The sequence below is a fragment of the Trichodesmium erythraeum IMS101 genome (genome assembly GCF_000014265.1).
In the GTDB taxonomy this organism is placed as follows: Bacteria; Cyanobacteriota; Cyanobacteriia; order Cyanobacteriales; family Microcoleaceae; genus Trichodesmium; species Trichodesmium erythraeum.
This window is the reverse complement of sequence record NC_008312.1, coordinates 1,569,417-1,594,518: the sequence shown is the minus strand read 5'-3', so window position 1 is coordinate 1,594,518 and position 25,102 is coordinate 1,569,417. Positions and strand designations below refer to the sequence as shown.

General features: G+C 34.1%; 18 protein-coding genes and 1 pseudogene. 7 read left to right on the top strand and 12 right to left on the bottom strand.

What is annotated here, in order from left to right; translation table 11 throughout:
- Positions 1-36 precede the first annotated feature (36 nt).
- The 3 genes from TERY_RS04750 to TERY_RS36210 all read left to right on the top strand — a co-directional run bounded on the left by TERY_RS04750 (position 37) and on the right by TERY_RS36210 (position 7,112).
- The gene (locus TERY_RS04750; RefSeq protein WP_011610784.1) at positions 37-336 is read left to right on the top strand and encodes a hypothetical protein; all 300 of its coding nucleotides are present in this window, start codon (positions 37-39) and stop codon (positions 334-336) included.
- Between the two features lie 1,079 nt (positions 337-1,415).
- Positions 1,416-2,813, top strand: a complete 1,398-nt coding sequence (locus TERY_RS04745) for a solute carrier family 23 protein (RefSeq protein ID WP_011610783.1) — start codon at positions 1,416-1,418, stop codon at positions 2,811-2,813.
- Between the two features lie 303 nt (positions 2,814-3,116).
- Positions 3,117-7,112: a hydantoinase B/oxoprolinase family protein gene (locus TERY_RS36210; protein WP_011610782.1), complete on the top strand. Its 3,996-nt coding sequence runs from the start codon at positions 3,117-3,119 to the stop codon at positions 7,110-7,112.
- A 525-nt stretch (positions 7,113-7,637) separates the two neighbouring features.
- Here the strand turns inward: TERY_RS36210 and thrB are convergent.
- The 6 genes from thrB to TERY_RS32325 form a co-directional block, all read right to left on the bottom strand.
- Positions 7,638-8,555, bottom strand: a complete 918-nt coding sequence (gene thrB, locus TERY_RS04735) for a homoserine kinase (RefSeq protein ID WP_011610781.1) — start codon at positions 8,553-8,555, stop codon at positions 7,638-7,640.
- 1,178 nt (positions 8,556-9,733) lie between these two features.
- The gene (locus TERY_RS04730; RefSeq protein ID WP_011610780.1) at positions 9,734-9,952 is read right to left on the bottom strand and encodes an NAD(P)H-quinone oxidoreductase subunit O; all 219 of its coding nucleotides are present in this window, start codon (positions 9,950-9,952) and stop codon (positions 9,734-9,736) included.
- A gap of 622 nt (positions 9,953-10,574) precedes the next feature.
- Complete coding sequence (locus TERY_RS04725) at positions 10,575-11,477, bottom strand: DNA-formamidopyrimidine glycosylase (RefSeq protein ID WP_011610779.1); 903 nt, start codon at positions 11,475-11,477, stop codon at positions 10,575-10,577.
- Positions 11,478-12,565: 1,088 nt separating this feature from the next.
- Entirely contained in the window at positions 12,566-12,775 is a 210-nt protein-coding gene (locus tag TERY_RS04720) for a photosystem I reaction center subunit IV (RefSeq protein ID WP_011610778.1), read from the bottom strand.
- A gap of 514 nt (positions 12,776-13,289) precedes the next feature.
- Entirely contained in the window at positions 13,290-14,021 is a 732-nt protein-coding gene (locus TERY_RS04715) for an MORN repeat-containing protein (RefSeq protein WP_044136423.1), read from the bottom strand.
- A gap of 339 nt (positions 14,022-14,360) precedes the next feature.
- Positions 14,361-15,437: a hypothetical protein gene (locus tag TERY_RS32325; protein WP_011610776.1), complete on the bottom strand. Its 1,077-nt coding sequence runs from the start codon at positions 15,435-15,437 to the stop codon at positions 14,361-14,363.
- Positions 15,438-16,852: 1,415 nt separating this feature from the next.
- Between TERY_RS32325 and gpmI the strand changes: the two genes are divergently transcribed.
- On the top strand, positions 16,853-18,451 hold the full coding sequence (gpmI, locus tag TERY_RS04705; RefSeq protein WP_011610775.1) for a 2,3-bisphosphoglycerate-independent phosphoglycerate mutase: 1,599 nt from the start codon (positions 16,853-16,855) through the stop codon (positions 18,449-18,451).
- Between the two features lie 64 nt (positions 18,452-18,515).
- Positions 18,516-18,749: a preprotein translocase subunit SecG gene (secG, locus tag TERY_RS04700; RefSeq protein WP_011610774.1), complete on the top strand. Its 234-nt coding sequence runs from the start codon at positions 18,516-18,518 to the stop codon at positions 18,747-18,749.
- Between the two features lie 131 nt (positions 18,750-18,880).
- On the opposite strand, the gene TERY_RS04695 is transcribed toward secG, so the two are convergent.
- From TERY_RS04695 to TERY_RS04680, 5 genes are all read right to left on the bottom strand, one after another.
- Complete coding sequence (locus tag TERY_RS04695; protein WP_011610773.1) at positions 18,881-19,702, bottom strand: tetratricopeptide repeat protein; 822 nt, start codon at positions 19,700-19,702, stop codon at positions 18,881-18,883.
- 69 nt (positions 19,703-19,771) lie between these two features.
- On the bottom strand, positions 19,772-20,809 hold the full coding sequence (locus TERY_RS04690; RefSeq protein ID WP_011610772.1) for an IS630 family transposase: 1,038 nt from the start codon (positions 20,807-20,809) through the stop codon (positions 19,772-19,774).
- 859 nt (positions 20,810-21,668) lie between these two features.
- Positions 21,669-21,800 carry a transposase gene (locus tag TERY_RS32320; RefSeq protein ID WP_155994645.1) on the bottom strand — a complete coding sequence of 44 codons (132 nt, stop codon included), beginning with the start codon at positions 21,798-21,800 and terminating at the stop codon, positions 21,669-21,671.
- Positions 21,801-22,497: 697 nt separating this feature from the next.
- Positions 22,498-22,953 (bottom strand): IS630 family transposase, encoded by a 456-nt coding sequence (locus TERY_RS27130; RefSeq protein WP_081432519.1) that lies wholly within the window; start codon positions 22,951-22,953, stop codon positions 22,498-22,500.
- 8 nt (positions 22,954-22,961) lie between these two features.
- Positions 22,962-23,465 (bottom strand): helix-turn-helix domain-containing protein, encoded by a 504-nt coding sequence (locus TERY_RS04680; RefSeq protein WP_011610771.1) that lies wholly within the window; start codon positions 23,463-23,465, stop codon positions 22,962-22,964.
- Between the two features lie 109 nt (positions 23,466-23,574).
- Between TERY_RS04680 and TERY_RS36205 the strand changes: the two are divergent.
- Together TERY_RS36205 and TERY_RS36200 are read left to right on the top strand one after the other, a co-directional pair.
- Positions 23,575-23,754: pseudogene (locus TERY_RS36205) on the top strand (calcium-binding protein); the annotation flags it as partial.
- A gap of 12 nt (positions 23,755-23,766) precedes the next feature.
- Complete coding sequence (locus TERY_RS36200; protein ID WP_044136418.1) at positions 23,767-23,982, top strand: hypothetical protein; 216 nt, start codon at positions 23,767-23,769, stop codon at positions 23,980-23,982.
- Between the two features lie 372 nt (positions 23,983-24,354).
- Here the strand turns inward: TERY_RS36200 and rdgB are convergent, their stop codons facing one another.
- Positions 24,355-24,972, bottom strand: coding sequence for an RdgB/HAM1 family non-canonical purine NTP pyrophosphatase (gene rdgB, locus TERY_RS04665; protein ID WP_011610770.1), 618 nt, complete (start codon positions 24,970-24,972; stop codon positions 24,355-24,357).
- Positions 24,973-25,102 lie beyond the last annotated feature (130 nt).

The following is a 25,102-nucleotide window of genomic DNA, read 5'->3' as shown; positions in this document are numbered from 1 at the left end:
TATTATACCATTTTCAAATGATTAGGAGTAAATATAATGAAAGGTTCATTTGCTGAATATACTCAAGAAAGTAGTATCCAAATAAAATTTTATTATATAGATGGTAATACAGAAACCTTTAGTTTCCCAGCTAATGTAGAACAATTTCAAACACAATTACAAGACTTACTTAAACAACCTTGGATTACCTTTCATTTAATGGATCAAACAGTTTGTATTTATACTGAGAAAATTATGAAAATAGAGATTAAACCACCTATAAGTCAAATGGAAGGAGAAGGAGTATTCGCTAATTCTGAGAGAATAACTGCTTTACAAATTAATGCTAGTAGATAACAAAAAATATAAGTATTTACTCATCAGTAATAAGGATAATAAAAAAATAAACTCATAGATAGTTCTGTAAACATAGTGATATTTATATATTAGTTTCCTTTTACTGCCAAAAACAAAACTATAGCAATCCCATATTGGTTGCAACAGATATAATATTAATAATAACATATCGTATGAAAAAGATAAAAAGGGAATACTCTAGATGAACTGGATAATTTTATCAATCAAATATGTATAGTCCAAATAAATTAAAAGACCCTTGGCAGTAAAAATAATTTTGTATGAAAATCCTTGCATAAAGTCAAATAATTGTTAAATATTTATCATAGTTTGATGAGTGAATGGGAAAGCAGCACTTTTGACAATGGTTTATGACACATAAAATTTAAGGCTTCAGCTATTTTGGAAGATTTGGTGAGTTTAAAGCCGAAGAAAAAGAGAAAACAATTGAGTGGTTGAGGGCACAAGATTATCTGAGGTGATCAGATTGACAAAAGTATTATTTGAAGCAATATGATCAGGACATACAAAAAGACATTATACATACAGCTATTTCTTTCTGTATAAGGTTTAGTTACGGGGATAAGATGCCCGAATACATTATTTTTAACAAATACAGCCGTACATCATTTGCCCAAAATCTGCTATAGTATAGAGCATGAAAATTTCGGGGATCTTCACGTTTTGCTTTATGCAGACCAGTTACTCCGCCACGCTCCGCGAACGCTTAATTATTTTATTCAAGACAACCTTAACTGAAGACTACAAAATTTTCCTAAAAAACTATTTGGTGCTTAAGAATAAAAGTATTATTGTGAGAGTCTATACAGCAGCTATAGCTATCAAAGTATGAGTTTAATTCTAAGGGAAGTACTGTAAGGCTAACTGAGCAATAGTTCTTCCAAAAACTTTGCACTGTCTGGTTATAGTAAATCAATTGGATTTCCCAAACTATCATTAAAGCACATTCCCAAGCTATTGTTTACCTCCTCTTCAGCTTAAACAGAGCAACTCTTGTTAGTGTTACCCAAATTCAATTGTGACAGAGACCTTAAATTATTAGTAATTAGCTGATTAAAATGACTAAAGAAATAGATAAATCAAAGAAAGTTATTTCTACAAATGAATCAAACTCTGCATTAGACAAAAATCCTATAGCTAGATTTTTTCGATTTAGACAACTTCAGACTAATTTTCGTACCGAAATTATAGCTGGAATTACTAGCTTTATGACAATGTCATATATTTTAGTGGTCAATCCTAGCATTTTATCTAATGCCATTTTTCTAGAAAAGCCTGGAGATTTATTTGGAGAATTGGTAATTGCTACAGCAATTTCGGCTGTGATAGCAACCTTGATTATGGGAGTTTATGCTAAATATCCTTTTGCTCTAGCTCCTGGTATGGGACTAAATGCCTATTTTGCTTTTTCTGTAGTTTTGGAATTAGGGATTGATTGGCGAGTTGCCTTAGCTGCAATTTTGCTTGAGGGATTAATCTTTATTGGGTTAACTGTTACTAACGTTCGCAATAAAATTATTACTGCTATTCCCGACTGTATTAAACACGCTACCTCCGCAGGAATTGGTTTATTTATTGCCTATATTGCTCTTAAGAACGCAGGTTTAATTGCTCCATCTGAGACAACCACAACCACTTTAGGAGATTTAACTCAACCAACAACTTTAGTGGCGATCACAGGAATTTTAATTGCTTTTGCCCTTGTCGTTCGAGAGATCAAAGGTGCTTTATTCTGGGGCATTATTGCCACCTCATTATTAGGATGGATTTTTGGGTTAACTCCCCCACCTAAAGGTATTATGAGTATACCACAATTGCCCACAGATTTGTTTGGTCAAGCTTTTGTCGGTTTAACCCAAATATGGCAGATTAATATTTGGGAAATCTTTCGTATTGTATTAGTTTTTCTTTTTGTAGATCTATTTGATACTGTAGGTACACTTACTGGACTAGGTACCAAGGCAAGATATATTAACAAGAAAGGGAAATTTCCTGGAGTAAATAGGGCTTTAATGGCAGATGCTATTGGTACAACTGCTGGAGCAATTATGGGAACTTCCACTGTTACTACTTATATTGAATCCGCATCAGGGATTTCTGAAGGAGGGCGTAGCGGATTTACTGCAGTAGTTACAGCACTTTTATTTGTTGTTGCTATCTTTTTTATTCCTCTATTATCTGCTATTCCTACTTTTGCTACTGCACCTGCTTTACTGATTGTTAGTATCTTAATGATGAGTGCTGTCAAGAATATTCTTTGGGATGATCCTGGAGAGTCTATTCCCTCTTTTTTAACGATTATTATGATGCCCTTAAGTTATTCTATTGCTGAAGGATTAGCTTTTGGTCTAATTACTTTCCCTTTACTAAAAACTTTTCAAGGTAAACCACAGGAAACTACAAGTGTTATGTGGATTTTAGCTTTAGTATTTATCCTGAGATTTCTATTAAATTAATCATTCTAAGTAATTGTAAAGAAAAGGCAAAATCTCCCCAATTATTGTAATAAACATGTTGTTCTATACACAATTTTTAGAGATTTAATATAGCCTAAACCCCATTTTTTAGCACTTTACCTGCCATCACTTTTTCAGTATTTTTTTCTATCAAATCATATTGGCGAAAAAAGTGTGTCAGCTATATCCTTATTGGATACTAGTTTTTATAGATTTGTAGTTTATTTTAAGTATTAGGTAGCACAGCTATAAATTTTACAAATTTTGACTAAAAAAGATATAATTATTATACATAAAATAAATATGAATATAACTAAGATATTGATGACTAATAACCGTTGGAAATTTTGGATTGATCGTGGGGGTACATTCACAGACATAGTTGCTAAATCTCCCGAGGGTAAAATTATTATTCATAAACTACTATCAGAAAATCCAGAACACTACCCTGATGCACCAGTTCAAGGAATTAGAGAAATATTAAAAATTTCTCAGAATCAACCTATACCTTTAAAAGAAATAGAAGTAATTAAAATGGGTACAACTGTTGCTACAAATGCTTTATTAGAAAGAAAAGGCGATCGCACAGTTTTAGTCATTAATAAAGGTTTTAAAGATGCACTAAGAATTGGTTATCAAAACCGCCCTAATATTTTTGCTCGACAAATTATTTTGCCAGAAATGCTCTATGAAAAAGTCATCGAAGTTGAGTCACGTTATACAGCTAAAGGCGAAGAAATAATTCCACTTCAAACAACAGAGTTAATTTCTCAACTTCAAACAGCATATAATGAAGGAATTAGAAGTTGTGCTATTGTATTGATCCATGGTTATCGCTACCCAAAACACGAACAAAAAATTCAAGAAATTGCTGAAAAAATTGGATTTACTCAAGTATCTGTTTCCCATGAAGTTAGTCCTTTAATGAAATTAGTTAGTCGGGGAGATACTACTGTAGTTGATGCTTATTTATCACCAATTTTACGACGATATGTTAATCAAGTTCGTGATTTTTTACTAGAAAAATCAGGAGGTAATAAGAAACAGGGAAAGGATGTTTTAAATAGTAGCAATTCCCCAGATATTAACTTAGTTAAATTAATGTTTATGCAGTCAAATGGGGGTTTAACAGATGCTCATAAATTTCAAGGCAAAGATAGTCTATTATCTGGTCCTGCTGGTGGAATTGTTGGAGCAGTTCAAACAAGTAAAAATGCAGGTTTTTATCAAATAATTAGCTTTGATATGGGTGGCACATCTACTGATGTTGCTCATTATGCTGGAGCTGCAAATCAAATAATAGAATATGAACGAGAATTTGAAACAGAAATTGCTGGAATACGTCTACGAACTCCTATGATGTCGATACATACTGTTGCTGCTGGTGGAGGTTCAATTTTATTTTTTGATGGTGCCCGTTATCGTGTTGGACCTGAATCTGCAGGAGCAAATCCTGGGCCGGCTGCTTATGGAAAAGGCGGACCTTTAACAGTGACAGATTGTAATTTAATGGTGGGAAAAATACAGCCAGAATTTTTTCCTAAGGTCTTTGGTAAAGATAGAAATTTACCCTTGAATTTAGAGATTGTTCAAGAAAAGTTTGCTCAATTAACAGCAAAAATAGGTGATAGTAGAAAACCGGAAGAAGTAGCAAGTGGATACTTAGCGATCGCTGTCGAAAAAATGGCAAATGCAATTAAAAAAATTTCTCTCCAAAAGGGTTATGATATTTCTGAATATACACTTTGTTGTTTTGGCGGAGCGGGAGGACAACATGCTTGTTTAATTGCTGATTCTTTGGGCATGAAAAAAATATTTATCCATCCTTATGCTGGAGTTTTATCAGCTTATGGTATGGGATTAGCAGATATCCGAGTGATGAAAGAAAAAGCAGTTGAAAAAACATTAACTCCTGAATTATTACTAGAGTTAGAGCAAATTTTTACTACGCTAGAAATGGAAACAAAACAAGAGTTAATCACAGGAAGTTTCTCCTCTCAAGATTCAGATTTAGAATCTATTTTTTGTCATTCAGTATTATCTAAAGTTCGCCTCAAATATCAAGGTAGTGACTCAGTATTAATAGTAGACTTTGCTAAAAATATCTATACAGTAAAGGCTGAATTTGAAACAGCTCATCGACAAAGATATGGATTTATAATGACAGAAAAATCCTTAATAGTTGAAGCTGTTTCTCTAGAACTTATTCAGCATATGGAAACTCCCGAAGAAATAGAAAAATATCCTAACCAAAAATCTCCTACAACTCCAGTTACAACAACACAAATATACACGGCAGAAAAATGGCATGATACTCCTATTTATTTAAGAGAAAATCTACAACCAGGAGACAAAATTAATAGTCCTGCTTTAATAGTCGAAAAAACCGGAACTAATGTTATTGAACCGGGATGGCAAGCAGAATTAAATGCCAAAAATCACCTGATATTAACCAAAAGTAAAACTACAGAAAAATCTATATATTTAACCACTAAGTTTCAAACAAAAACTTCAACTTCAGCAGACCCAGTAATGCTAGAAATATTTAATAACTTATTTCGAGCGATCGCTGAACAAATGGGAATTACATTACAAAATACCAGCTCATCAGTAAATATTAAAGAACGCCTCGACTTTTCCTGTGCTATATTTGACCAAGATGGTGAATTAGTTGCCAATGCTCCTCATATTCCCATACATTTAGGTTCTATGAGCGAAAGTGTTAATGCCTTAATTTATGACAAAGGTAACACATTCAAACCAGGAGATGTTTATGTTTTAAATAATCCCTATAATGGCGGTACTCATCTACCAGATATAACAGTTATTACTCCCGTGTTTTCAACTCTAGAAAAACCCAAAAATTCTTCTGTAATTGCAAAGGATAACTTGGAAAACAAGAGCAATAATATTTTTTTTGAAACCAACTATACCGAAGAAATTGTATCCGATACAAATATTACTTTAAACAATAATTATATTACTCAAAAATCAAAGTATATAAACTTTCCTAATAATAAAAAATTGATTTCGGAGAATGAGGCAAATATTTCCCTAACTTCTCTTAAAAATAGAGAAAAAATAAGAACCCCTATATTTTATGTCGCCTCTCGCGGACATCATGCAGACATTGGTGGAATTACCCCCGGTTCCATGCCTCCCCACAGCAAAACAGTTGAAGAAGAAGGAATACTAATAGATAATTTCCAACTTGTAAAAGACGGAAAATTTCAAGAAACAGAACTATTAAAAATTCTCAGCTCCGGCAAATATCCTGCTAGAAACACTAAGCAAAATATTGCCGACTTACAAGCACAAGTAGCTGCCAATGAAAAAGGTGTACAAGAACTACAAAAAATGACGGCATATTATGGCTTAGAAACCGTACAAGCTTACATGAAATTTGTTCAAGATAACGCCGAAAGCTCAGTACGTAAAGCTATCAAAAAATTATCTTCATCACTCACGAACAAAACTGCAACCTCTATCCTAGATGACGGCAATAAAATTTCAGTTGCTGTTAGTATCGACAAAAAAAATCTTAGTGCAAAAATAGATTTTACAGGTACATCTCCTCAACTTTCCAATAACTTCAACGCACCAACTGCAGTTTGTAAAGCAGCAGTATTATATGTCTTTCGTACTCTAGTTGATGATGATATTCCTCTTAATGCAGGTTGTCTGAAACCATTAGAAATTATTATTCCTCAAGGTAGTATGTTAGACCCAAAATATCCCGCAGCAGTAGTAGCAGGAAATGTAGAAACTTCTCAAGGGATCGGAGATACTTTATATAATGCTTTGGGAATAATGGCATCATCTCAAGGAACTATGAATAATTTCACTTTTGGTAATAGTAAATATCAATATTATGAAACTATTTGTGGGGGTTCCGGTGCAGGTACAGACTTTGATGGCACTGATGCAGTGCATACTCACATGACTAACTCCCGCTTAACGGACCCCGAAGTTTTGGAGTGGCGCTTTCCAGTATTATTGGAAAGCTTTGCTATTCGTTCTGGGAGCGGGGGTAAAGGTTTATATAAAGGTGGTAATGGAGTAGTTCGGCGGATGCGTTTTTTGGAACCCATGACTGCTGGAATATTATCAGGTCATCGCGCTGTTTCTACCCTTGGTTTAAATGGTGGGGGTGATGGCTTAGTAGGGAAAAATTATGTGGAACGGAGTAATGGGAAAGTTGAAGAGTTGGGGGGAACTGCCACTGTTGAGATGAATATAGGTGATGTATTTGTAATTGAAACTCCAGGTGGTGGGGGAAACAGTAGTTTCGTGAAGTAATGTTTGTTCTTTTAGACTCAGGGGGTGGCAAGCTAGCTGAAAGCTATATATAAAATATTATTTACCAAATAAACTGAAAAATACTTCAACTTAAAGAAAATACTTATTGAGAATAGAACGGTTATAGTGTTTTCGCAGAGGGTTCTGTTATTAGTAGTGCAGGGCCCTCCCAACAAACCTTACTTTTGGTTTATTAGTTATTAATTAAAAAAACTTTTGCAATAGCTAAAAATACTCTAAAAAAGAGTTAGTAATGGCAAATAAAAATTAATAAAAATGAATATATTAGGTTTTTTATCAAGACTTTATGAAACTAAATTTAAATCCATCTTAAGTAGCAAAATTACAAATATTACTATATATGAGTATCAGTACATAAAACCATAAAAATCTCAAAATCAAGTAATTATTTTCTCCTACCAATAAAATTAGAAAGTAAGCGAAAACATATATAAGGAATTAAGTTTACCTCTCTTCTAATTCCCTATTGTCAAAATTTTAGCTATATTAGATTTAAGAATTATCCTAACTAAAAACTGCACCTCTAGTATTAATTTCTAAAGCTTGTACTTGTGTAACTACTCCTTGGTTTTCCCAAGCACCAGTCATTGCTGCTATTACTTTTGAACTTGTGAGTGAGTTTGTTAACGCTAATAAAGTCGGACCTGCACCACTAATGACCATTTCATAGGCACCAGCATTTAAAGCAGCAGAACGCACATATTCATATCCTTTAATTAGAGATTTACGGTATGGTTGGTGAATTTTATCTTGCATTCCCGCTTGTAACCATTCTCCATAACCAGTTTCTAAGCCTCTTAACAAAATTCCCAGATGAGCACAATTAAATATAGCATCAGAACGAATGTATTCTGTTGGTATAACTCGTCGCGCTTCTGTTGTTGAAAGCTCAAAATCTGGAATTGCTACTACTGGCACAATATCAGGATGCCAGGGAATGTCGCATACAACCCAACCTTTGGAGGTAGAGGCAGTTAAACGACAGCCACCAAGTAAGGCAGGTACAACATTATCTGGGTGTCCTTCAATAGCGATCGCTAGATTCATCACTTCAGTTTGACTTAAAGGACTACCTGCTAGTTGATTTGCCCCTAGCAAACCTCCGACTATTGCGGTAGCCGAACTTCCTAATCCTCTGGCCAATGGTACACCCAAATCAATTTCTACTAGTACACATGGGGGAGTTTGATTGATATATTCATATAACTTTACAAATGCTTGATAGGCAAGATTGTTTCTATCTGTGCTGACTTTTGGAGCTTCTTTGCCTGTAACAGTGATTTTTACTTCTATTGCGCTATCCGCAATAGAGAACTTGAAGCGGTTATATAAGGAAATAGCAGCACCGAGGCAGTCAAAACCGGGGCCTAAATTAGCAGTAGTTGCAGGAACGCTAACTGTAATAGAGGAAAGTGTGGTCATAGTATAAATAGTTAGAGTAGTTTGGTTTGCTTAGAAGAGTAGGAATTTTTACAGTTGACAATATTATTTTGGCTATGCGCAATAGAGTAAGGTATGGCGATAGCAAACAGGAACAGAATTCTATTACTAGGTTTAATCTGGCGTTGAATTTTGGTGGTAGTTATAGTTCTCCGTATATTGTCATACTAACAATATTATTATCAGGACTTACCCAAACACAGTACATATAGCGTAATGTTAAAATGAAATTTTCAATACTATAATTAGTTTTTTTTCGGGCGTTGCTGAAAAGTAATGATAAATTTTGTAGAATTCAAAACATGAAATTCGAGAAATGTAACTCCACCCAAACCAAGAAAAATCTACGAATATGTGGCCAAAAGTATTTCCCATGTCGAATCTTTGGTCATCAATTCCTTGAATTATCTAAGAGTAAACCCTATTGACCACAGATTCAAGAACTATATCTAAAGATTTATCTCAATTGCATGGGTTGATGAGCTATCCAAAAAGTAACAGAAGTTTATCATGCAACCATAATCAAATAGATTAAACATGCAGATCTAAAATTACCAGATGTTCCCAAAGAGCAAGAGATACCTGAAATTAATGAAATTGATCAGTTACAGCCTTTTTAAGGCCACAAGAAACACAAAGCTAAGATTTGGACAGTAGTCAATCATTAGAAGTTAGGAACCTTGTTGTTAGTCCTAGACAATTTACTGACGCAACCTTTCCGCGTTTTATATCCCTACACAAAACGCAGCAGCGAAACTTTAGAATATTTCAGGACTTACGCAAACGCCCTATATATTATATAGCTTACTTTTCTAAACCCCTTGAGATGCTCAAATATTCTATTCGTCTTCTGCTGTACTATCTAAAATTTTATACTCTTCCCACCTTACCATAGATCATTACTAATCAGAAATGCCCAAAATATATATAGTAGCCGGAGTATAGCGTTAAACATTGAAAATATTAAAACTCCCTCATAAATTACTTCTGAATTCTGACTTAGCAACTTTTGACTTTCGTCCTGCTATATCTACCATTCCCATAATTTGGTTTCGGAGGTATTCCCATAGTGAAAAAACTTAGCAGGAGTCTCCTGTTTAAGTTCTTTATTGAAAGAAAGACTCCTGCCTTTGACATATTATTAAAGTTTATAGAAAATTTTACTCAAATTTTTCTAACTGGTCTAGTCGCAACCAAATATTCGGAGTCGGTACTTTGCCGAATTTGATAAAAGCGTAATCTCCCCTAGTATCAACAATTTCTCCCTGACTCTCAAATATGTAAGCAGGAAACCTATTGTCACTTGCTTTCGCTTCTAAGCTATTCTCTAGTTTTTCTCGCACAACACGAACTAAACTACCTTTTTTAATCTCTGCCATATATGATTTCCATTTGTTGTCTTTTCTACATTAAATTCTAATAGGGAAATTATAAATTGATCTTTTTTGATCTTTACTTATTCTATCTTTTCCCATTTTATTAAACTTATCCAAACTTACATGGATCAGGAATCTTATCAGCTTGAGAGTTAGCTTCGGTGTTTCACCCTTATCCCACTGACCGCAGTCTATAAATTATCTTCAGGAGCAAGCTTCAAATAGCAAAGAAACCCAAGCTACTTATTCACATAATATTATAAACTACCCATACTGCTACAATATCGCTATATATGTATAATTTTAAATAAATATAGTTTATTTTTTTATTTAACTCTCAAGTTCCCTATTGCCCGTGTTCTGATTGCATTGCTACAGTAGTAGTGGTGATTAATGTGGTAAAATTAAAGGATATTTATATTTTTATAGACTGAACTATTTAGGGACAGAAGTTTTTTAGGATCTGAAGCTTAAAGGTTAGTTGACATTTTTTTTGCTACTACAATTTATTATCGCCGGGACGAAACTTGACCCTAGTCTGACCCTAGCCTAGTGCATCAATTTTTTGTTTAGGACTGGTCGTTTAGTCTTAATATCCCCATCTTCTCATCTTCCTCACTCCCTATTATTTTTGACATTGAGGACAAAAATGAGTAGACCGTCCCGCTAGTTTAATTTTTTCTAAAGGTGTATTACAAATTCGACATGGTTGACCAGCACGACTATAAACCCAAGCTACACCTCCATAATTACCATTAACTCCCTTTACATTAAGAAAGTTGCTGAAAGTTGTACCACCTGCATTTATAGCAGTTTGTAAAACTTTAAGTATGGCTAGGTGTAATTGTTCTATTTGTTTTTCTGTCAAATCTTTACATATAGTTGTTGGTCTAATACCACTGAGAAATAGAGCTTCATCAGCATAAATATTACCTAACCCGGCAATGGTTGTCTGGTCTAAAAGAGCTGTTTTAATTGGTCGATGTCTTTTGTAAAGTTTTTTATTAAGGTATTTTGGAGAAAATTCTGGAGAAAATGGTTCAAGACCCAGTTGTTGCAAACCAGTTATAACTTTAGATATTTCTTTTCCTGGTGGTACTCCCCACATCTTGCCAAAAGTGCGTTGATCTACAAATCTCAATTCATAATTAGAGCTATCTTTATCTCCTGAAGAGTTATGACCAAAAAATAATCTTACTCGTGTGTGTTTGTGCAGACTCTCTTCTGGGTTTACCCATAAGAGTTGGCCTGTCATTCGTAGATGTACTCCTAACCAACCATCTTCATTTTCGTATTCTTGAAGTTTTGAGTTTTTTTTGCCCCATTTATAAAGTTGGGCAAGTAAATATTTACCTTGTCGATGCCATTGGGCGATCGCTTTTCCTTCCAACCCTCTCAAAAAATCAGCTACAGAAATTGGGTAAGCAAGCGTACGTTCTAATAGTACTTCCCCACCCAATATTCTTTTATTGAGAGTCAGTTGATTTAAACCTTGTTTTACTATTTCAACTTCCGGCAGTTCTGGCACAGTACTAAATATTTCTCACAGTATTTATTATTATATAGACACCCCATCTGAAGGCACCAACTGAGCCTCTTCTTCAATGGCCAAATTTTCTATTTCTGTAACAAATTATTCTGGACTCTTTAGATTATATGCCGTAGTTTTTAACCTAGTCCATATCTTGTAAGAAATAAATCTATACTAATTCTAAACTATAGCACAATAGATTCACAAAAATTAAGCTTACTTCCAAAGTAACTAAAAATTTAGATTATAGATTAACCCTACAAAACTGATTGAAATTGACGTGAAAAATACTAATATATTAAACTCTAGTCTAATTATACCATAGAATATGACAAAATCAAAAATAATAATTTTAAAAGCTATAATTAATATCCTCAAAACTATAAATACAACATCTTGAGTCGTGGAGGGCTAGATAGTTAGTCTTGAATAGTATAAAAATAGTATAGGACAGATGGAAGCATTAGACTTATGGGAAATTCTTGGGAAGACAAAAACCCATGCTAATGCTCAGTAAATAGATTAAGTAACTTCTGTCATTGAAGCCAGAATTATTATTGAGGTTTATCGTCCCCGTGCTTTTACGCCGGGGAGTATGTCAGTTGTCTAATTTAATTTAGAAGTAAGCAGTTAGTTAGCTAAATGCTACTCATACTTTTAATGTTTTGAAATGACAAAGCTCCTAATTCCTACTTTAAAAGAAATGGAAATGATACCCGACCACTATTCTCGCAGTACTTCGCAGAAAATGCTAACAAAAATTCATACCAATATTATGAGTGCTAACAATTGTTAACAATGTACAGCAAGATTAATTGGCTGAGGGGTATCTATCAATGTCTACAGAAAACCTGTAGACGCTTTTAAGAACTTCCGTCGTCTTGGTGGCTCGGGACTCACAGAAGTTTCAATTACTAGAAATATCTAAAGGTAACTGATTAGGAATTTGCTTAGACGGTAGCCTGGTTTGACACCACAAACTACTCTATTTGTCAGATTTTACCAAAATCTATATAACTTGATTCAGTATAACTAGATCAATATATATAAACTTATGTGAATAAATATTAAATCTTCAACAATAGTTAACTAATCTCTACAACTTCATCTATAGCAAAGTTATTAGTATTAACCCCAGTTGGACTACCACTGGAACCAGCGTAATTTACTTTATCAAAGCGAACAATAACTGGATACTTAATGCCACTTTTGTCAACAGAAGCAACTGTACCAACATCCTGATACCAGTAGGATTCTTTGCGTAAAATCCGAACTTTAGAACCACGTTTAACCATGATTTTTTCCTTAAACTCTTAAACTAGAGTATAGTAAAATTATGATATTATCGTATCTCTTTTTTGTCTGATTTTTTTTTAAGTTTTATTGCAATTAACTAATTTAGATTTTACTAAATTAATATTTTTACCAACTTATTCTCTAGAGAGAGTTACCTATAGAACTATGCTGTTCAAAATCAAAAAAATTCCTGGGTTCTTATAGAGATAAAACCTTAGAACAATTAGAGCGAGTTATTAACTTAGCCTTGGCGGAGTAAGTGCAGCAGCCATATCACTCAAATTACTGAAGATGATGCTGTGGATTTTTTATATAATTGTGGTTTGTTCAAATGAAAACCACTGTAATAATACCAATTCATAAACTTAAGCTAAATTGTTTTTTTCACGTTTACCTACTTATATTTAATCTTTAATGTTAACTTTAAAAATTTATATTAACCTTTGATTTAGTTATCTTGAACTACAATCAAATTGTTTATACTTTAATTTTTTTATTTAGTAATATTAATTACTATGTTTCTTCCTGTCTTTGACCATTACGAAATACTCCAGGAAATCGCTTTCCTTTACTATCTATAATACTTCCTACCCCATGAGGTATTCCACCTCTTAGTTCTCCTTCATAGCGAATTCCATCAGGATATATACAACTACCTTTGCCATCTAGTGCATCGTTATAAAAATTTCCTTGACACCGCATTCCATTAGCACGAGTAAACACTCCTGGGCCAAAAGCAGATCCGGCAAAGAATTCTCCCTGATAGCGATCGCCATTGGCATAAATAAATTCCCCTTGACCTACAGGCTGACTACTAGTAACACCACTAGAGATATTTCTTACTAAGTTAAATTCTCCCACAAAGCGATCGCCATTCTCAAAAATAATTGTCCCAGACCTAATTTGTCCATTTTGGAAGACTCCTGTCACTCTAGCATCATTGGAGAATATAAAAGTACCTTGTCCATTAGGACGACCATCACGAAACTGTCCTTCGTAGCGATCGCGATTAGCATAGACATATATACCCCTTCCTTCTGGCCTTCCATTTACAAAATCCCCATCATAATTATCTCCTCCGGGGTAATTACACTTAACTTTGCCTGTGGGAGGGTTACCCGTACAAATAGGTGTTTCTCTTTGTTCTTGTCCCATTAAAGGCTGAGGATCCCACATTATAATTATGTATCCTAGGCAAGAACCTGTTAATATTATCTTTCTTAGTTCTTTGATTGATAGCAGCATAGTCATTTCAGTTATCACCTTATCAGTTATCACTCTATCAGTTAATAATTAACTCCAGAAATAGGCTTGAAATCTGAAATTTTCTTTTTTTTTTACCCCCTTTAAAGAAGAGGCTTAAAATCTAAAATTTCCTTTTTTATCCTCTTTCAATGAAGAAACTTTTGAATTTATTTCTTAGTCAATATCAAGATTGCTTAATATATATAGCAGCAATCTTGTTTGTTTTAATTGCTTAACAAATATCTGTGCTTTTTAGAGGATAGGAAATATGCATCAGGGCAACACAAAGGATTTTGGTACACTCTTATAAATTCTAGCATTTTTTATAAATCATTTCATTTAACCTTCAGTAGTTGTCGGCTTACTTCCTACCTCTTTGAAAACTTCTACACCACTTTGCTCAAAAACAACAATTGGGTCAGCACCCATCTTCAAGTCAACTCTCTTGACCAATACCTGTCCATTAGCCAACCTTTGTCCAACTGTTACATATCTACTTGTAGCTTCCCTAGGAACTTTAACAATAATCTGTTTTTGACTTCCTACTTGCACAACCCCGCTAACTTCTATGCCATCAGCAATAGTAGTATCTGGAGGAGGTGGAGGAGGAGGTGGTGGTGGTGGTGGAGGTGGTGGTGGAGGTGGAAAACCAGGACCTCTCCACTGAGCAGGTGGACTTGGTTGGGGTAATTCAGGTAAACTTGGTAATTGTTTAGTAGATGAGCTTGGTAGCTTTAAGGGCTTAGGTAGAACACCAGGACCTCTCCACTGAGCAGGTGGGGTTGGTTGTAAGGGCAATTCAGGTAAACTTGGTAACTGTTGTGAACTAGCTGGTGTGGTTATATTTGGTTGAGAGGAAGGTTTTGGGGAACCTAGGTTTTGATTTCCTGGTATAGTTCTTCTGGTTTGAGATGGCTGTTGTAAATTTGGTGCTTGAGCAACTTCAGTTGGATCTTGACCCTGTGTTATCGGTTGATTTCTCTGTGTTTGTCTCCCAGAGGAGAATAATTCAATATTTGGTAGTGTGGGAAGATCTGGTACTTGTTGACTATCTACTTTAGGAAGTCGTGGAACACCAGGTACTGAGTCTTGAGATGGCACTGGGATAGTTGGTAAATCAGAGAAGGGATCTGAAATTTGAGTTTCTTGTTTTAAGGATTTACTTCTTTCATTCGGGTCTGTAGATCTTGTTAAATTTGTTGCCGTTTTTGACTTTTGGGGAATATCTGGAGATGGAAATACTTTATTAGTAGGTGTTGGAGATGGAGATTCTGAAGGTTCTAACTTTGGAGTTTGAGAAGCCTCAGGAGTATTCACGGTAGAAGTCTCTCTATTGTTAAAAAAGGGAAGAGATTCGCATCCACTTGTCCATAGAGAGAATATACTTAATATTGCTGTTAATAAAAGTTTACGCATTGGCAATTATAAAAAGCCTAATCTTAAATAAGATAGCAATAATTTTGCTCAATTGTACAATGTTTAAGTTAACAACTACGTTCATCTAATACAGAGTTTGTAATTTCAAATACTGAAATAGTCGGTGACTTTCTTCTATGTCCTTATTGGTATATTTCGAAACTATTATCACTTGCCACTATTGTACTATTTTAGTATTTGAGCACCAAGCAATGGAGGCTTGTGTTTCAGGAGGAGTTAAGTATATTTGGTAACTTTTGGCCTTGTATATCTAGTAATTACCCTACTAAAGATTCTGCTTGTATTAGTTTTGGTATTGAGATTTAAAGTATAATTTAACATATTTGTCTACCCCTGGTGAACTAATACAACTGGCTAAGGTTCTTGTCCTGAATTTCCAAAATCTAGCTGCTTTTCTAAGTTTCACTTGAGAACTTTTTCTCTTTCTTCTAGGTTAATTGATGATGCGCTCAAGGTAGTAACTTTAGTAACTGTACTAGATTTTTGTAATTGTCTGGCAATGAGATGATGAATCAGAGAAGGAGTTTAGACCTGATACCAGATTTGCTTATAAACACTTTGATCATCTGATTATCTTATAAGTTGCACCTCAAGGTCACTCATAGCGAGCAAATTCATATCTAAATATCCAAAAAGCTAATATTGTTTAACTGATAAAATACAATAATAATTTCTTGATTTTAAGTTTAGTTTGTATATAGTTGATATGATAGTTAATTGTAGCCTTAATAATTAAATTTTTCAGTTTTTCATTCCCACAATATCAAAATTTGTCCTAATTGAGTCGTCAGCTATAAACTATTCTTTATAGTTTTAGAAGTAAAATTTATTAATTAAACTATAATATAATTAGTATTACTAGAAAAGCTGCGTTCTAGGCCGGAATTGTATATTCATTTAAACCTCGTTTTTAATAGGGGGTTTTTATGGCTGATAGCTAAATGGTGGCTAAAATTAAATCATTTATAAAAATTTCAGAGTATTTATTTATCTTACCTTTGGGGTTTAAATATTGATTTTTTCCTATGATTAGTTGAAATAATTAAAATTAATATAAGGAAATAGAAAAATTTTAGAGTAAAAAGTAACGGATTAATCAAGTATATAACTTATATTTTAATAAATAGATAAAAAAATGCTCAAATTATAGTATTTTAATATTTTTCAGTATCAAGCTGATTTGGAGGGTATAATAAAGTAATAAATTATGAGTAATAGTTATAGTAATTATTCTAGATGATTGAAGCTATTGAAAAAAAAATGAAGATGCTATTGCTTTGGATAAAATAACTCATAGAAATAGTCTTTTGTACGCTTATCCAAAAACTTTAATTTAAGCTTCTGGATCAGCTAATTATTAAACCAATTTAGGATAAATAAATAGGTAATAAATTATGAAGAATGGTTCTATATCTCCGGTTGTACTAATTATTTTAGATGGTTGGGGTTATCGAGAAGAAAAATATGGAAATGCTATTGCTGTGGGTAAAACACCTAATATTGATAGTCTTTGGCAAGCTTATCCAAGAACTTTAATTCAAGCTTCTGGGAAAGCAGTAGGTTTGCCGGAAGGTCAAATGGGTAACTCAGAAGTTGGTCACTTAAATATCGGAGCGGGACGAGTTGTTCCTCAGGAATTAGTGAGAATTTCTGATGCAATAGAAGATGGCTTAATAGTACAAAACCAAGCTATTAAAAAGATTTGTCAAGATGTAATAGAGCGTAATTCTAAACTACATTTAGTAGGTTTATGTTCCTCTGGAGGAGTTCATTCTCATGTAAATCATTTATTGGGTTTACTGGATGTGGCTAAGGCAAAAGGAATTTCTGATGTTTGTGTTCATGCTATTACTGATGGACGTGATACAAATCCTAAGTCAGGGCTTCATGTACTTAAACAAATAGAATATCATACTAATCAAATTGGCATAGGTAGAATTGCTACAGTTAGTGGTCGCTATTATGCAATGGATCGGGATAAACGATGGGACAGAATTCAAAAAGCTTATGAAGTAATGACTCAGGATGGTTATGGAACGGGTTGTTCTGCTTCAGATTTACTACAAAAGTCTTATGCTGAAGGTATAACAGATGAATTTGTGCTCCCAGTTAGAGTAGCTCCAGGAGCTGTGGAACCTGGAGATGGTGTAATTTTCTTTAATTTTCGTCCAGATCGTGCCCGTCAATTAACTCAAGCTTTTGTAGCTCCAGATTTTAATGGGTTTGAACGCCAAACAATTCAACCATTAACATTTTTGACTTTCACTCAGTATGATTCTAGTTTTCCAGTTTTAGTGGCTTTTGAGCCTCAAAATTTTAATAATATTCTCGGACAGGTAATTTCCCAACATGGTCTGCGTCAGTTCCGTACTGCGGAAACTGAAAAGTATGCTCATGTAACTTACTTTTTTAATGGGGGTTTGGAACAACCATTTGAGGGTGAAGACCGAGAATTGGTTCAAAGTCCAATGGTAAGTCATTATGATGAAGCACCGGAAATGTCTGCAGAAGATTTGACAGAAGTGGCGATCGCTGCGGTTAAAAAGCAAATATATTCTCTAATTGTTATTAATTATGCTAACCCTGATATGGTCGGTCATACCGGTGCGATGGATGCTGCAGTAAATGCGGTTCAGACAGTTGATCATTGTCTGGGAAAACTTTTACAGGGTATTAGTAAAGTAGGTGGCACAGCAATAATAATTGCTGACCATGGAAATGCTGAATACATGTGGGATGAAGATGGTAACCCTTGGACAGCTCACACTACAAATTTAGTTCCATTTATACTGATAGAAGGAGAAGTTAGCAAAATTCCTGGCCATGGTACAAAAGTACCACTACGAGAAAATGGGTGTTTGGCAGATATAGCACCAACTATTTTGGAAATTCTCAATCTGCCTCAACCTGCTGAAATGACTGGAAAGTCAATCATTAAGAAGGCAGAGTATGAGCTAAAACCAAATCGTACTCCTGTGCGGGTTGGTTTATAAGCTTCCTCAATACTAAGTATTAGTACATTTTTTGAACTGTAATTAAATCATTAGAAACAAGAGTATGAATGTTGTTCAACTAGCAGAAATTATCTGGATTATATCGGCTATTGGTATTATTGTATTTGTCTTATTACACAGCCCGAAAGGCGATGGAATAGGTGGTATTGGTGGACAAGCTCAATTATTTACCAGCGCTAAGACTGCAGAGATAACTTTAAATCGGATTACTTGGACTTTGTCAGTGATGTTTATGGGTTTAACTGTATTTCTAAGCGCAGGGTGGTTACCACAATAAGAATTCAGAAGGCGGGAAGGTACAAAGTTAAATTTTTAGCAGGGACTAAATTGGAGGTTTTGAGAATATCCTGATTTTCCTGGTCTCTGCTATATTTTCCCAGACAAATGTCTGGGATACTAATAATTATTTTATTCTATTTTGATAAATTTCTCCAAACTATTAATTAATGTGGGTGGCCAACGACGAACATTAGTTACCCAATTAAGGTCTTGATAGCGAGGATCTAATCCTACAGCAGCTACCCAGTTACTCTCCGCTTCTCCGGGTTTGCCTTGTTCCCAGAGACAAGCGGTTAAAGCTGCCCGCATATCAGCAAAGTTAGGATATTTACGAACGAGACTTTTCATGGTTTGCACTGCTTTTTGAGTTTGTCCAATTTGGTAAAGAGCTAAAGAATAATTGGCAAGAGCAAAGGCATATTCAGGAGCTAATTCAGAAGCTTTCTTGTAATCTTCAGTGGCTTTTTCCCATTTTCCTAGTCCTCCTTCTGCATTTCCACGGTTATTATAGGCAACTGGGTCTGTTGGATCTAATTCTATGACTTGATTGTAATCCGCGATCGCCTCTGACCATTTTTTGATTCTTTCATAAGCTATACCACGATTTAGGTAAGCATCAGGAGCTAAGGGTAAGATTTCTATAGCTTTTTCATAATCGGATATTGCCTCTTCTATTTTGTTTTGGCTCAGTCTGATGTTACCTCTGTTGCTCCAGATGGCAGGGTTGTCAGGATATAGTTCTATAATTTGAGTCCATAACTTTTCGGCATTGGCAAACTCACCGTTATTACTAGCATTTAAGGCTTGATCAAATAGATTATGTAATTCTTCTAATTGAGCAGGGGTAATATTTTGTGATTGAGTGGCAGCTATCACATTTGATGGGTTACTAAAGCAAAATAGGAAGAATAAAAGGATTGTTATGAAAAGTTTCTGAATTAAGTGGAGCATATTGATAATTTAATTATACAGTGTGTGAGTAACTTTAATAGAAAGTTTAAGTATAACAATATAGCAATCCTAAGTAGGTTGCGGCAAAATTTCATACTGAAAAAGTTTTGGGAAATTGAATATTTGACCATCCGCAAAAAACTTAAATAGCCACTTAACTACTTTAAAAGAACTGCAAAGATGATAAAAAGTAATACTGAAATTTTTGGTTTGTAACCAAATATCTTCAACAGGATTTTGCTCCGGAGCATTGGGAGCAAATCTTGTACAATTTATCAACAATTCTTCTTCTGATAAGTATTGATTAATTGTCATTAAATATTCTCGAAATTCTTGAGAGTTATGGTAAGTTGCCCCATCCCAAAATATTGCCAATTTGTTGCCCGGTCTTTGCTTCTGCAAATATTTAATAAATTCAATAGTATTTTTAGTATTTCCACTCTCATATTCTTGCACAAGAAATTCCTTGGTTTTATAGTCTAAAGCTCCATAATAAGTCTGTCTTTCTTTTTCATTTTTAATTGCAATTTCTATTCTTTCATCTGTTTTTCCCCAAGCATAACCTAATATGTCTCCCCATAGAAGATGACATTCATCAATCATAAACACTGTAAGCTTTCCAGTTTCTATTTCTGGTTGCCATTTAGCTAAAAATTCCTGTATTTCTTTTCTTTTAACTTCTACTAATTCATCATTTTTAGCAGGATTCTTTTTTTGAGTTTTTTTCCAACTTATGCCCGCTTCTTTAAACAAGTTATAGTAACTTTGATTAGACTCAAAAACCACATCATATTGCTCCTGTAAGTAGTTTTTTAAATCTGATAACCTAAGATAATCTTGTGCTCTCAACCACTCAATTGTTTTCTCTTTTTCGACCGTTTTTAAGTAACCTTGTCTCCCTTGATACTGAAGCCTTAAACTTTCTACACCATGAAATAATGCTTGGTTTTTCCATTCACTAATAAAACTGTGAGAAACATTTAATAATTCTTTGACTTCATGGTAGGATTTTCCTGACAAGGTCATTTTTACGGCCAAGGCCCTTTTAATTTCTTTAGACTCTTTTGTTTGATTAATAAAATCATTTAGTTTATCTATAATATTCATTTTTTGTCTTTTTCTTAGATCTGTTATTCTTACTATTATATCTGTTGCGACCAATATGGGATTGCTATATTAGTAGGTCTAACTTGAAAATACAGGTTAAAAAAACCTAATATATAAGTCTGATTAATTGGTTATAATAACCGGCTACCTTAAGCAATTTTAGATAAATTCTACTGTAAGCTTAGTAAATTATTTCTTGGCAAATGACAAACCTAGACAGGTTTAGAATTTGTGTGCTTTTAGCTGCTGTAAGCTCACAAATCTACAATATATTTCCAAGTATATTAAGTACAAAGTAATATAATATTAAACCTGAATAATCATTGATAAAAAAACTTTCTGGTGGTAAGCGATAATTCTATCCTTCTGCCTCGTGCTATCTAGCTTCTACCTTATATCCTAAAAGGTGTAAATATTCAACCGGACATGATATAATATATAATCGCTTAATTCAGTGTGAAAAAAATATTTTATCTTCAGCAATTAGCATAATATTCTTCTGTTCTCTTTCTTCCTTACTCCTGAGTTCTAAGTACTGAATCCTAATTAACTATCTAGTTATACTAATAATACTGGATTTGATATAGTCTAATCAACTCTCTTTCCTGATGTGGTTTGGGGAGGAAAATTATTCCCTCTTTTTTTAGGAGAAGAGTCTGGGGTGTGGGTTAAATCTAAGTACAGGACAAAAATTTTAAAAAAATCAAAAATCAGCTATTTCACTAGGTATATCAAAAAACATATTACGCAAAAATCTAGACTATATGGAAAAAACTTTGAGCTTTACCCCTATGTTTTTTGACCAGCACAGGACGATACTCATCTAACCAAACACCCACTCGGTCTACCTAACACAGTGTCAAAGTAAATAAAAATTCATTTTAGTTATACTTTCTGGTTCAGTTATATGAGTAGACTCAAGGTCAAAACTTTCTCTTTTAAGGCAACCAAACCACCTTTCTATCTGCCAGTGACGACTATAATATTGAATCTAATTTACCCTGGGCGAGTGCTAACTACAATTTAACAGTTCTCCTGATTCCAACTTCAAAGTTGATACATACATCCACATTCCTCAAACAGGAAATTCTCCAAATACGACGATGTTTGGACAAACTTCTAATTTCACCAATGGTTAAATTGCTAAAAATCACGTTCCCAGGCAAATATTGGCGTCCATCACCAATTAAGTCTGTGTAAGGAATTCTGATAGGAAACCCCCAATTACCAGAAAGATATTTAAACTATTCTTTGCCCACAAATTCTCTATGTGCTATTAGATAGCCGACTTTTTGGTGACCTAACAATAAGGCAAACTTCTTCATCATATCTAGAGGTTCTGATGTTTGAGAATTTCTTTTTTTGGAAACATCTGCCCAAATATGAGAATTGCCAAGCCTTAATAAACAACCCCCAACATGAGAATATTGTATGTATGTTTACCAGGCTGGTACTAAGTTCGGTAATTACTCAAAACCAATTTTTGCAAGCAGTCCATGATTGTAATCACAACCTGGAAAAATTCCCTAGTATCTATGTCAAAGTTGGGGAAAACCTTTGTAAGCGTTTGTAATACCAATTTCCTAAAGTCCGACTACACATAATGCTTCAAGAATAAAATCATATCCTGTACAAGAAGCAATATCTTTTTGACTAAATCCAGTTAATATATTTCTCAGGATTCTGCGTCAGAAATCTAAGGAATCGAAAACTCGATTTTTCAAGAATTTTTTCACCTCTTTCCACAGTCTTTCAATGGGATTAACTTCGGGACAATAAGGAGGTTGAAATAATAAAATGATGTGATCAGGGATAGATAAATCATTCCCTAGATGCCCTCGCCCGTTATCTAGTTGAATAATATGAATCTCTTCAGGATATGTTTGAGAAAAAAGCTCTAAAAATCTTTCAAAGCAAGGAGTATCTAGATGACTAAATTCATAAAAAAAGGAATCTCCTGTTTTTGGTTCTACTAAACCATAAAGCCATAGATATTTAAATAGCCATTGATATAAACCAATGGGCTTAACACCGCAAGCAGTAATGACTTTACCTGTTATAGTTTTTAATCCAATTCTAGTCTCGTCTTGACACCAATAGCGAATTGGCAGTTGATTTTCCGAATATTTATTAATTAACTTAATTTTCTCTTCTAGTTGAGATGAGAGTTTTTTTTAAAGTTTTCTTGAGCTTCTTTATTTTGTTTTATGTGATTTGGACGTGGAACTTTTAATTTACTTTTTAATTTATATCTGACTAATTGATGAACTGTTCGATAAGACAGCTTGATGTCAAAACAAGTCGTTAACCACTGTTGAATTTCACCATAGCTTTGGAAACCTTCCGGGTTTTGCAATTCTGCTTCTAATTTCTCGATTACATTTGGTGGAATTGAACTTGGCCTCCCTCCTAGATTTTTCTTTGGTTCTAGTAAAAGATTCAGTCCACCTGTACGATATTTCCCTAACCATTTTTGTACTGTGACTCGATTGCGTCCTAACATTATCGCAATTTCTTTTACTGTTTCTACTGTTTGAGTTTTCAACCAGTAAATAGTTTGAAGTCTTTCCTTTTCTTGAGCTGTACTCGCACTTTTTAAAAGTTTTTTGAGAGTTTCTACCGATTCATTTATCTCAATTTTTACTACTCCTGACATGGGGACATTTTCTATAATAGGTTACTTCTAAAAGTGTAGCTTAAGTTTATGAAATTAGTATAAGAATGCGGTCTATGTTTCTTTAAGCAAATTTCCTTATGGAGATGATATCATTGATGAGGGTGAGGGGAATGACATTATTTATGGCGGTAACAATGATGACCTCCTCAATGGAGGTTTTTACCACGACCAACTCTATGAAGGAAATGGTAACGACACCTTTTACGGTGGTGCGGGAGACGATACTTGGAACGGGGGTCTGGGCAACGACAGATATAATGGTGGTGCTAGCAAAAATACTTTGATTATTTCTCCAGGAATGGGTTTAGACATAATTCAAGGATTTAAAGATGGCACAGATACAATTAAATTAGAAAGAGGTATAGGTTTTGCTGACTTAGATATAGTTAGTCGTGACAATTCGACTTTGGTTAAAGTAACTGTGACTGAGGAAATTTTAGCTCGTATTTCAGGTATTGATGTCAGTTTAATTGATAAAACTGATTTTATTGTCTAGCTTTTCAGTTGTGTCAGAAAAATAGATCCAGAATTACGTCAATAATAAGTATCCTCAAGCTTACCAGTTTATTAAATGTACTAAAAAAAACTAGGTAAATTCACCATCCAATGAATGATTCAATAATAATTGACATCAAATAATTTCCCGGTTGGTCAGAAAGACTTTATCCTTTTTAACAAAGTTCAAAAATCATTTAGGGGCTACGCGCGTATTTCATTCATCACTCATTACAAACTTAAGGGAGTAAGTACAACAGCCCGCTTCGCCTGACTATAATTTTATCGCTACATATACAAAACTACCCAGAAAATAAAAAAGACATAATTGTGTAAATTATGTCTTCAATAATTATCTTTTGTAAATACATACTCAAACAGACTCAATGGCAAAAATCTCTTTTATTTGAGGTAGTAATATTTGAAAAGCTTTACCGCGATGGGATAGCGATCGCTTAGTTTCAGGAGACATTTCGGCAAAAGTCTTTTTTTCTGAAGGAACATAAAAAATAGGATCGTAACCAAACCCACCATTTCCACGAGTGGAATATAAAATTTCTCCATAGCAAATTCCCTCTGCTTTTAACGCTATTGTACCATCAGGCCTAGCAATAACGAGAGCGCAAACAAATTTTGCTTGACGATTTTGGCTATCTTTCAACTCCCTCAAGACTCGCTCTATTTGTTCCGCAACAGTGGGAGCATAACGAGCAGAATAAATTCCCGGCTTTCCATCCAAAGCATCCACAGCTAATCCTGAATCATCAGCGATCGCCCATTTTTCAGTTACTTTTGCCACTTCACTTGCTTTAAGGCAAGCATTAGCTAAAAAAGTTTTTCCAGTTTCCTCAATTTCTAAATCCTTGGGTTTTAGTTCTAATTGGAGATTCAAATCTGCCATATATTCCTGCATTTCTACAACTTTCCCTAGATTACCAGTAGCTACAACAAGTAATCTAGGAGTTGTTTTTAGAGGAGTAAAATTTTTCATTTCAGTAATCAATTATCAATTATTACCTCTATTTTCCCAAATTCTGCCAACCATTTTTATTATTTGAGAACAAATTACCATAGTGTTCCAACCATAACTGAAATCAATTATCATAACACCAATTCCCATA

Excerpts from the sequence above, each read along its gene's own strand:
- secG (WP_011610774.1), top strand. The coding sequence starts at position 18,516 with ATGAATGTTGTTCAACTAGCAGAAATTATCTGGATTATATCGGCTATT.
- TERY_RS32325 (WP_011610776.1), bottom strand. The coding sequence starts at position 15,437 with ATGCGTAAACTTTTATTAACAGCAATATTAAGTATATTCTCTCTATGG.
- TERY_RS04715 (WP_044136423.1), bottom strand. The coding sequence starts at position 14,021 with ATGCTGCTATCAATCAAAGAACTAAGAAAGATAATATTAACAGGTTCT.
- TERY_RS04750 (WP_011610784.1), top strand. The coding sequence starts at position 37 with ATGAAAGGTTCATTTGCTGAATATACTCAAGAAAGTAGTATCCAAATA.
- gpmI (WP_011610775.1), top strand. The coding sequence starts at position 16,853 with ATGAAGAATGGTTCTATATCTCCGGTTGTACTAATTATTTTAGATGGT.
- TERY_RS04745 (WP_011610783.1), top strand. The coding sequence starts at position 1,416 with ATGACTAAAGAAATAGATAAATCAAAGAAAGTTATTTCTACAAATGAA.
- thrB (WP_011610781.1), bottom strand. The coding sequence starts at position 8,555 with ATGACCACACTTTCCTCTATTACAGTTAGCGTTCCTGCAACTACTGCT.
- TERY_RS04680 (WP_011610771.1), bottom strand. The coding sequence starts at position 23,465 with ATGTCAGGAGTAGTAAAAATTGAGATAAATGAATCGGTAGAAACTCTC.
- TERY_RS04730 (WP_011610780.1), bottom strand. The coding sequence starts at position 9,952 with ATGGCAGAGATTAAAAAAGGTAGTTTAGTTCGTGTTGTGCGAGAAAAA.
- rdgB (WP_011610770.1), bottom strand. The coding sequence starts at position 24,972 with ATGAAAAATTTTACTCCTCTAAAAACAACTCCTAGATTACTTGTTGTA.
- TERY_RS04695 (WP_011610773.1), bottom strand. The coding sequence starts at position 19,702 with ATGCTCCACTTAATTCAGAAACTTTTCATAACAATCCTTTTATTCTTC.
- TERY_RS36210 (WP_011610782.1), top strand. The coding sequence starts at position 3,117 with ATGAATATAACTAAGATATTGATGACTAATAACCGTTGGAAATTTTGG.
- TERY_RS04690 (WP_011610772.1), bottom strand. The coding sequence starts at position 20,809 with ATGAATATTATAGATAAACTAAATGATTTTATTAATCAAACAAAAGAG.
- TERY_RS04720 (WP_011610778.1), bottom strand. The coding sequence starts at position 12,775 with ATGGTTAAACGTGGTTCTAAAGTTCGGATTTTACGCAAAGAATCCTAC.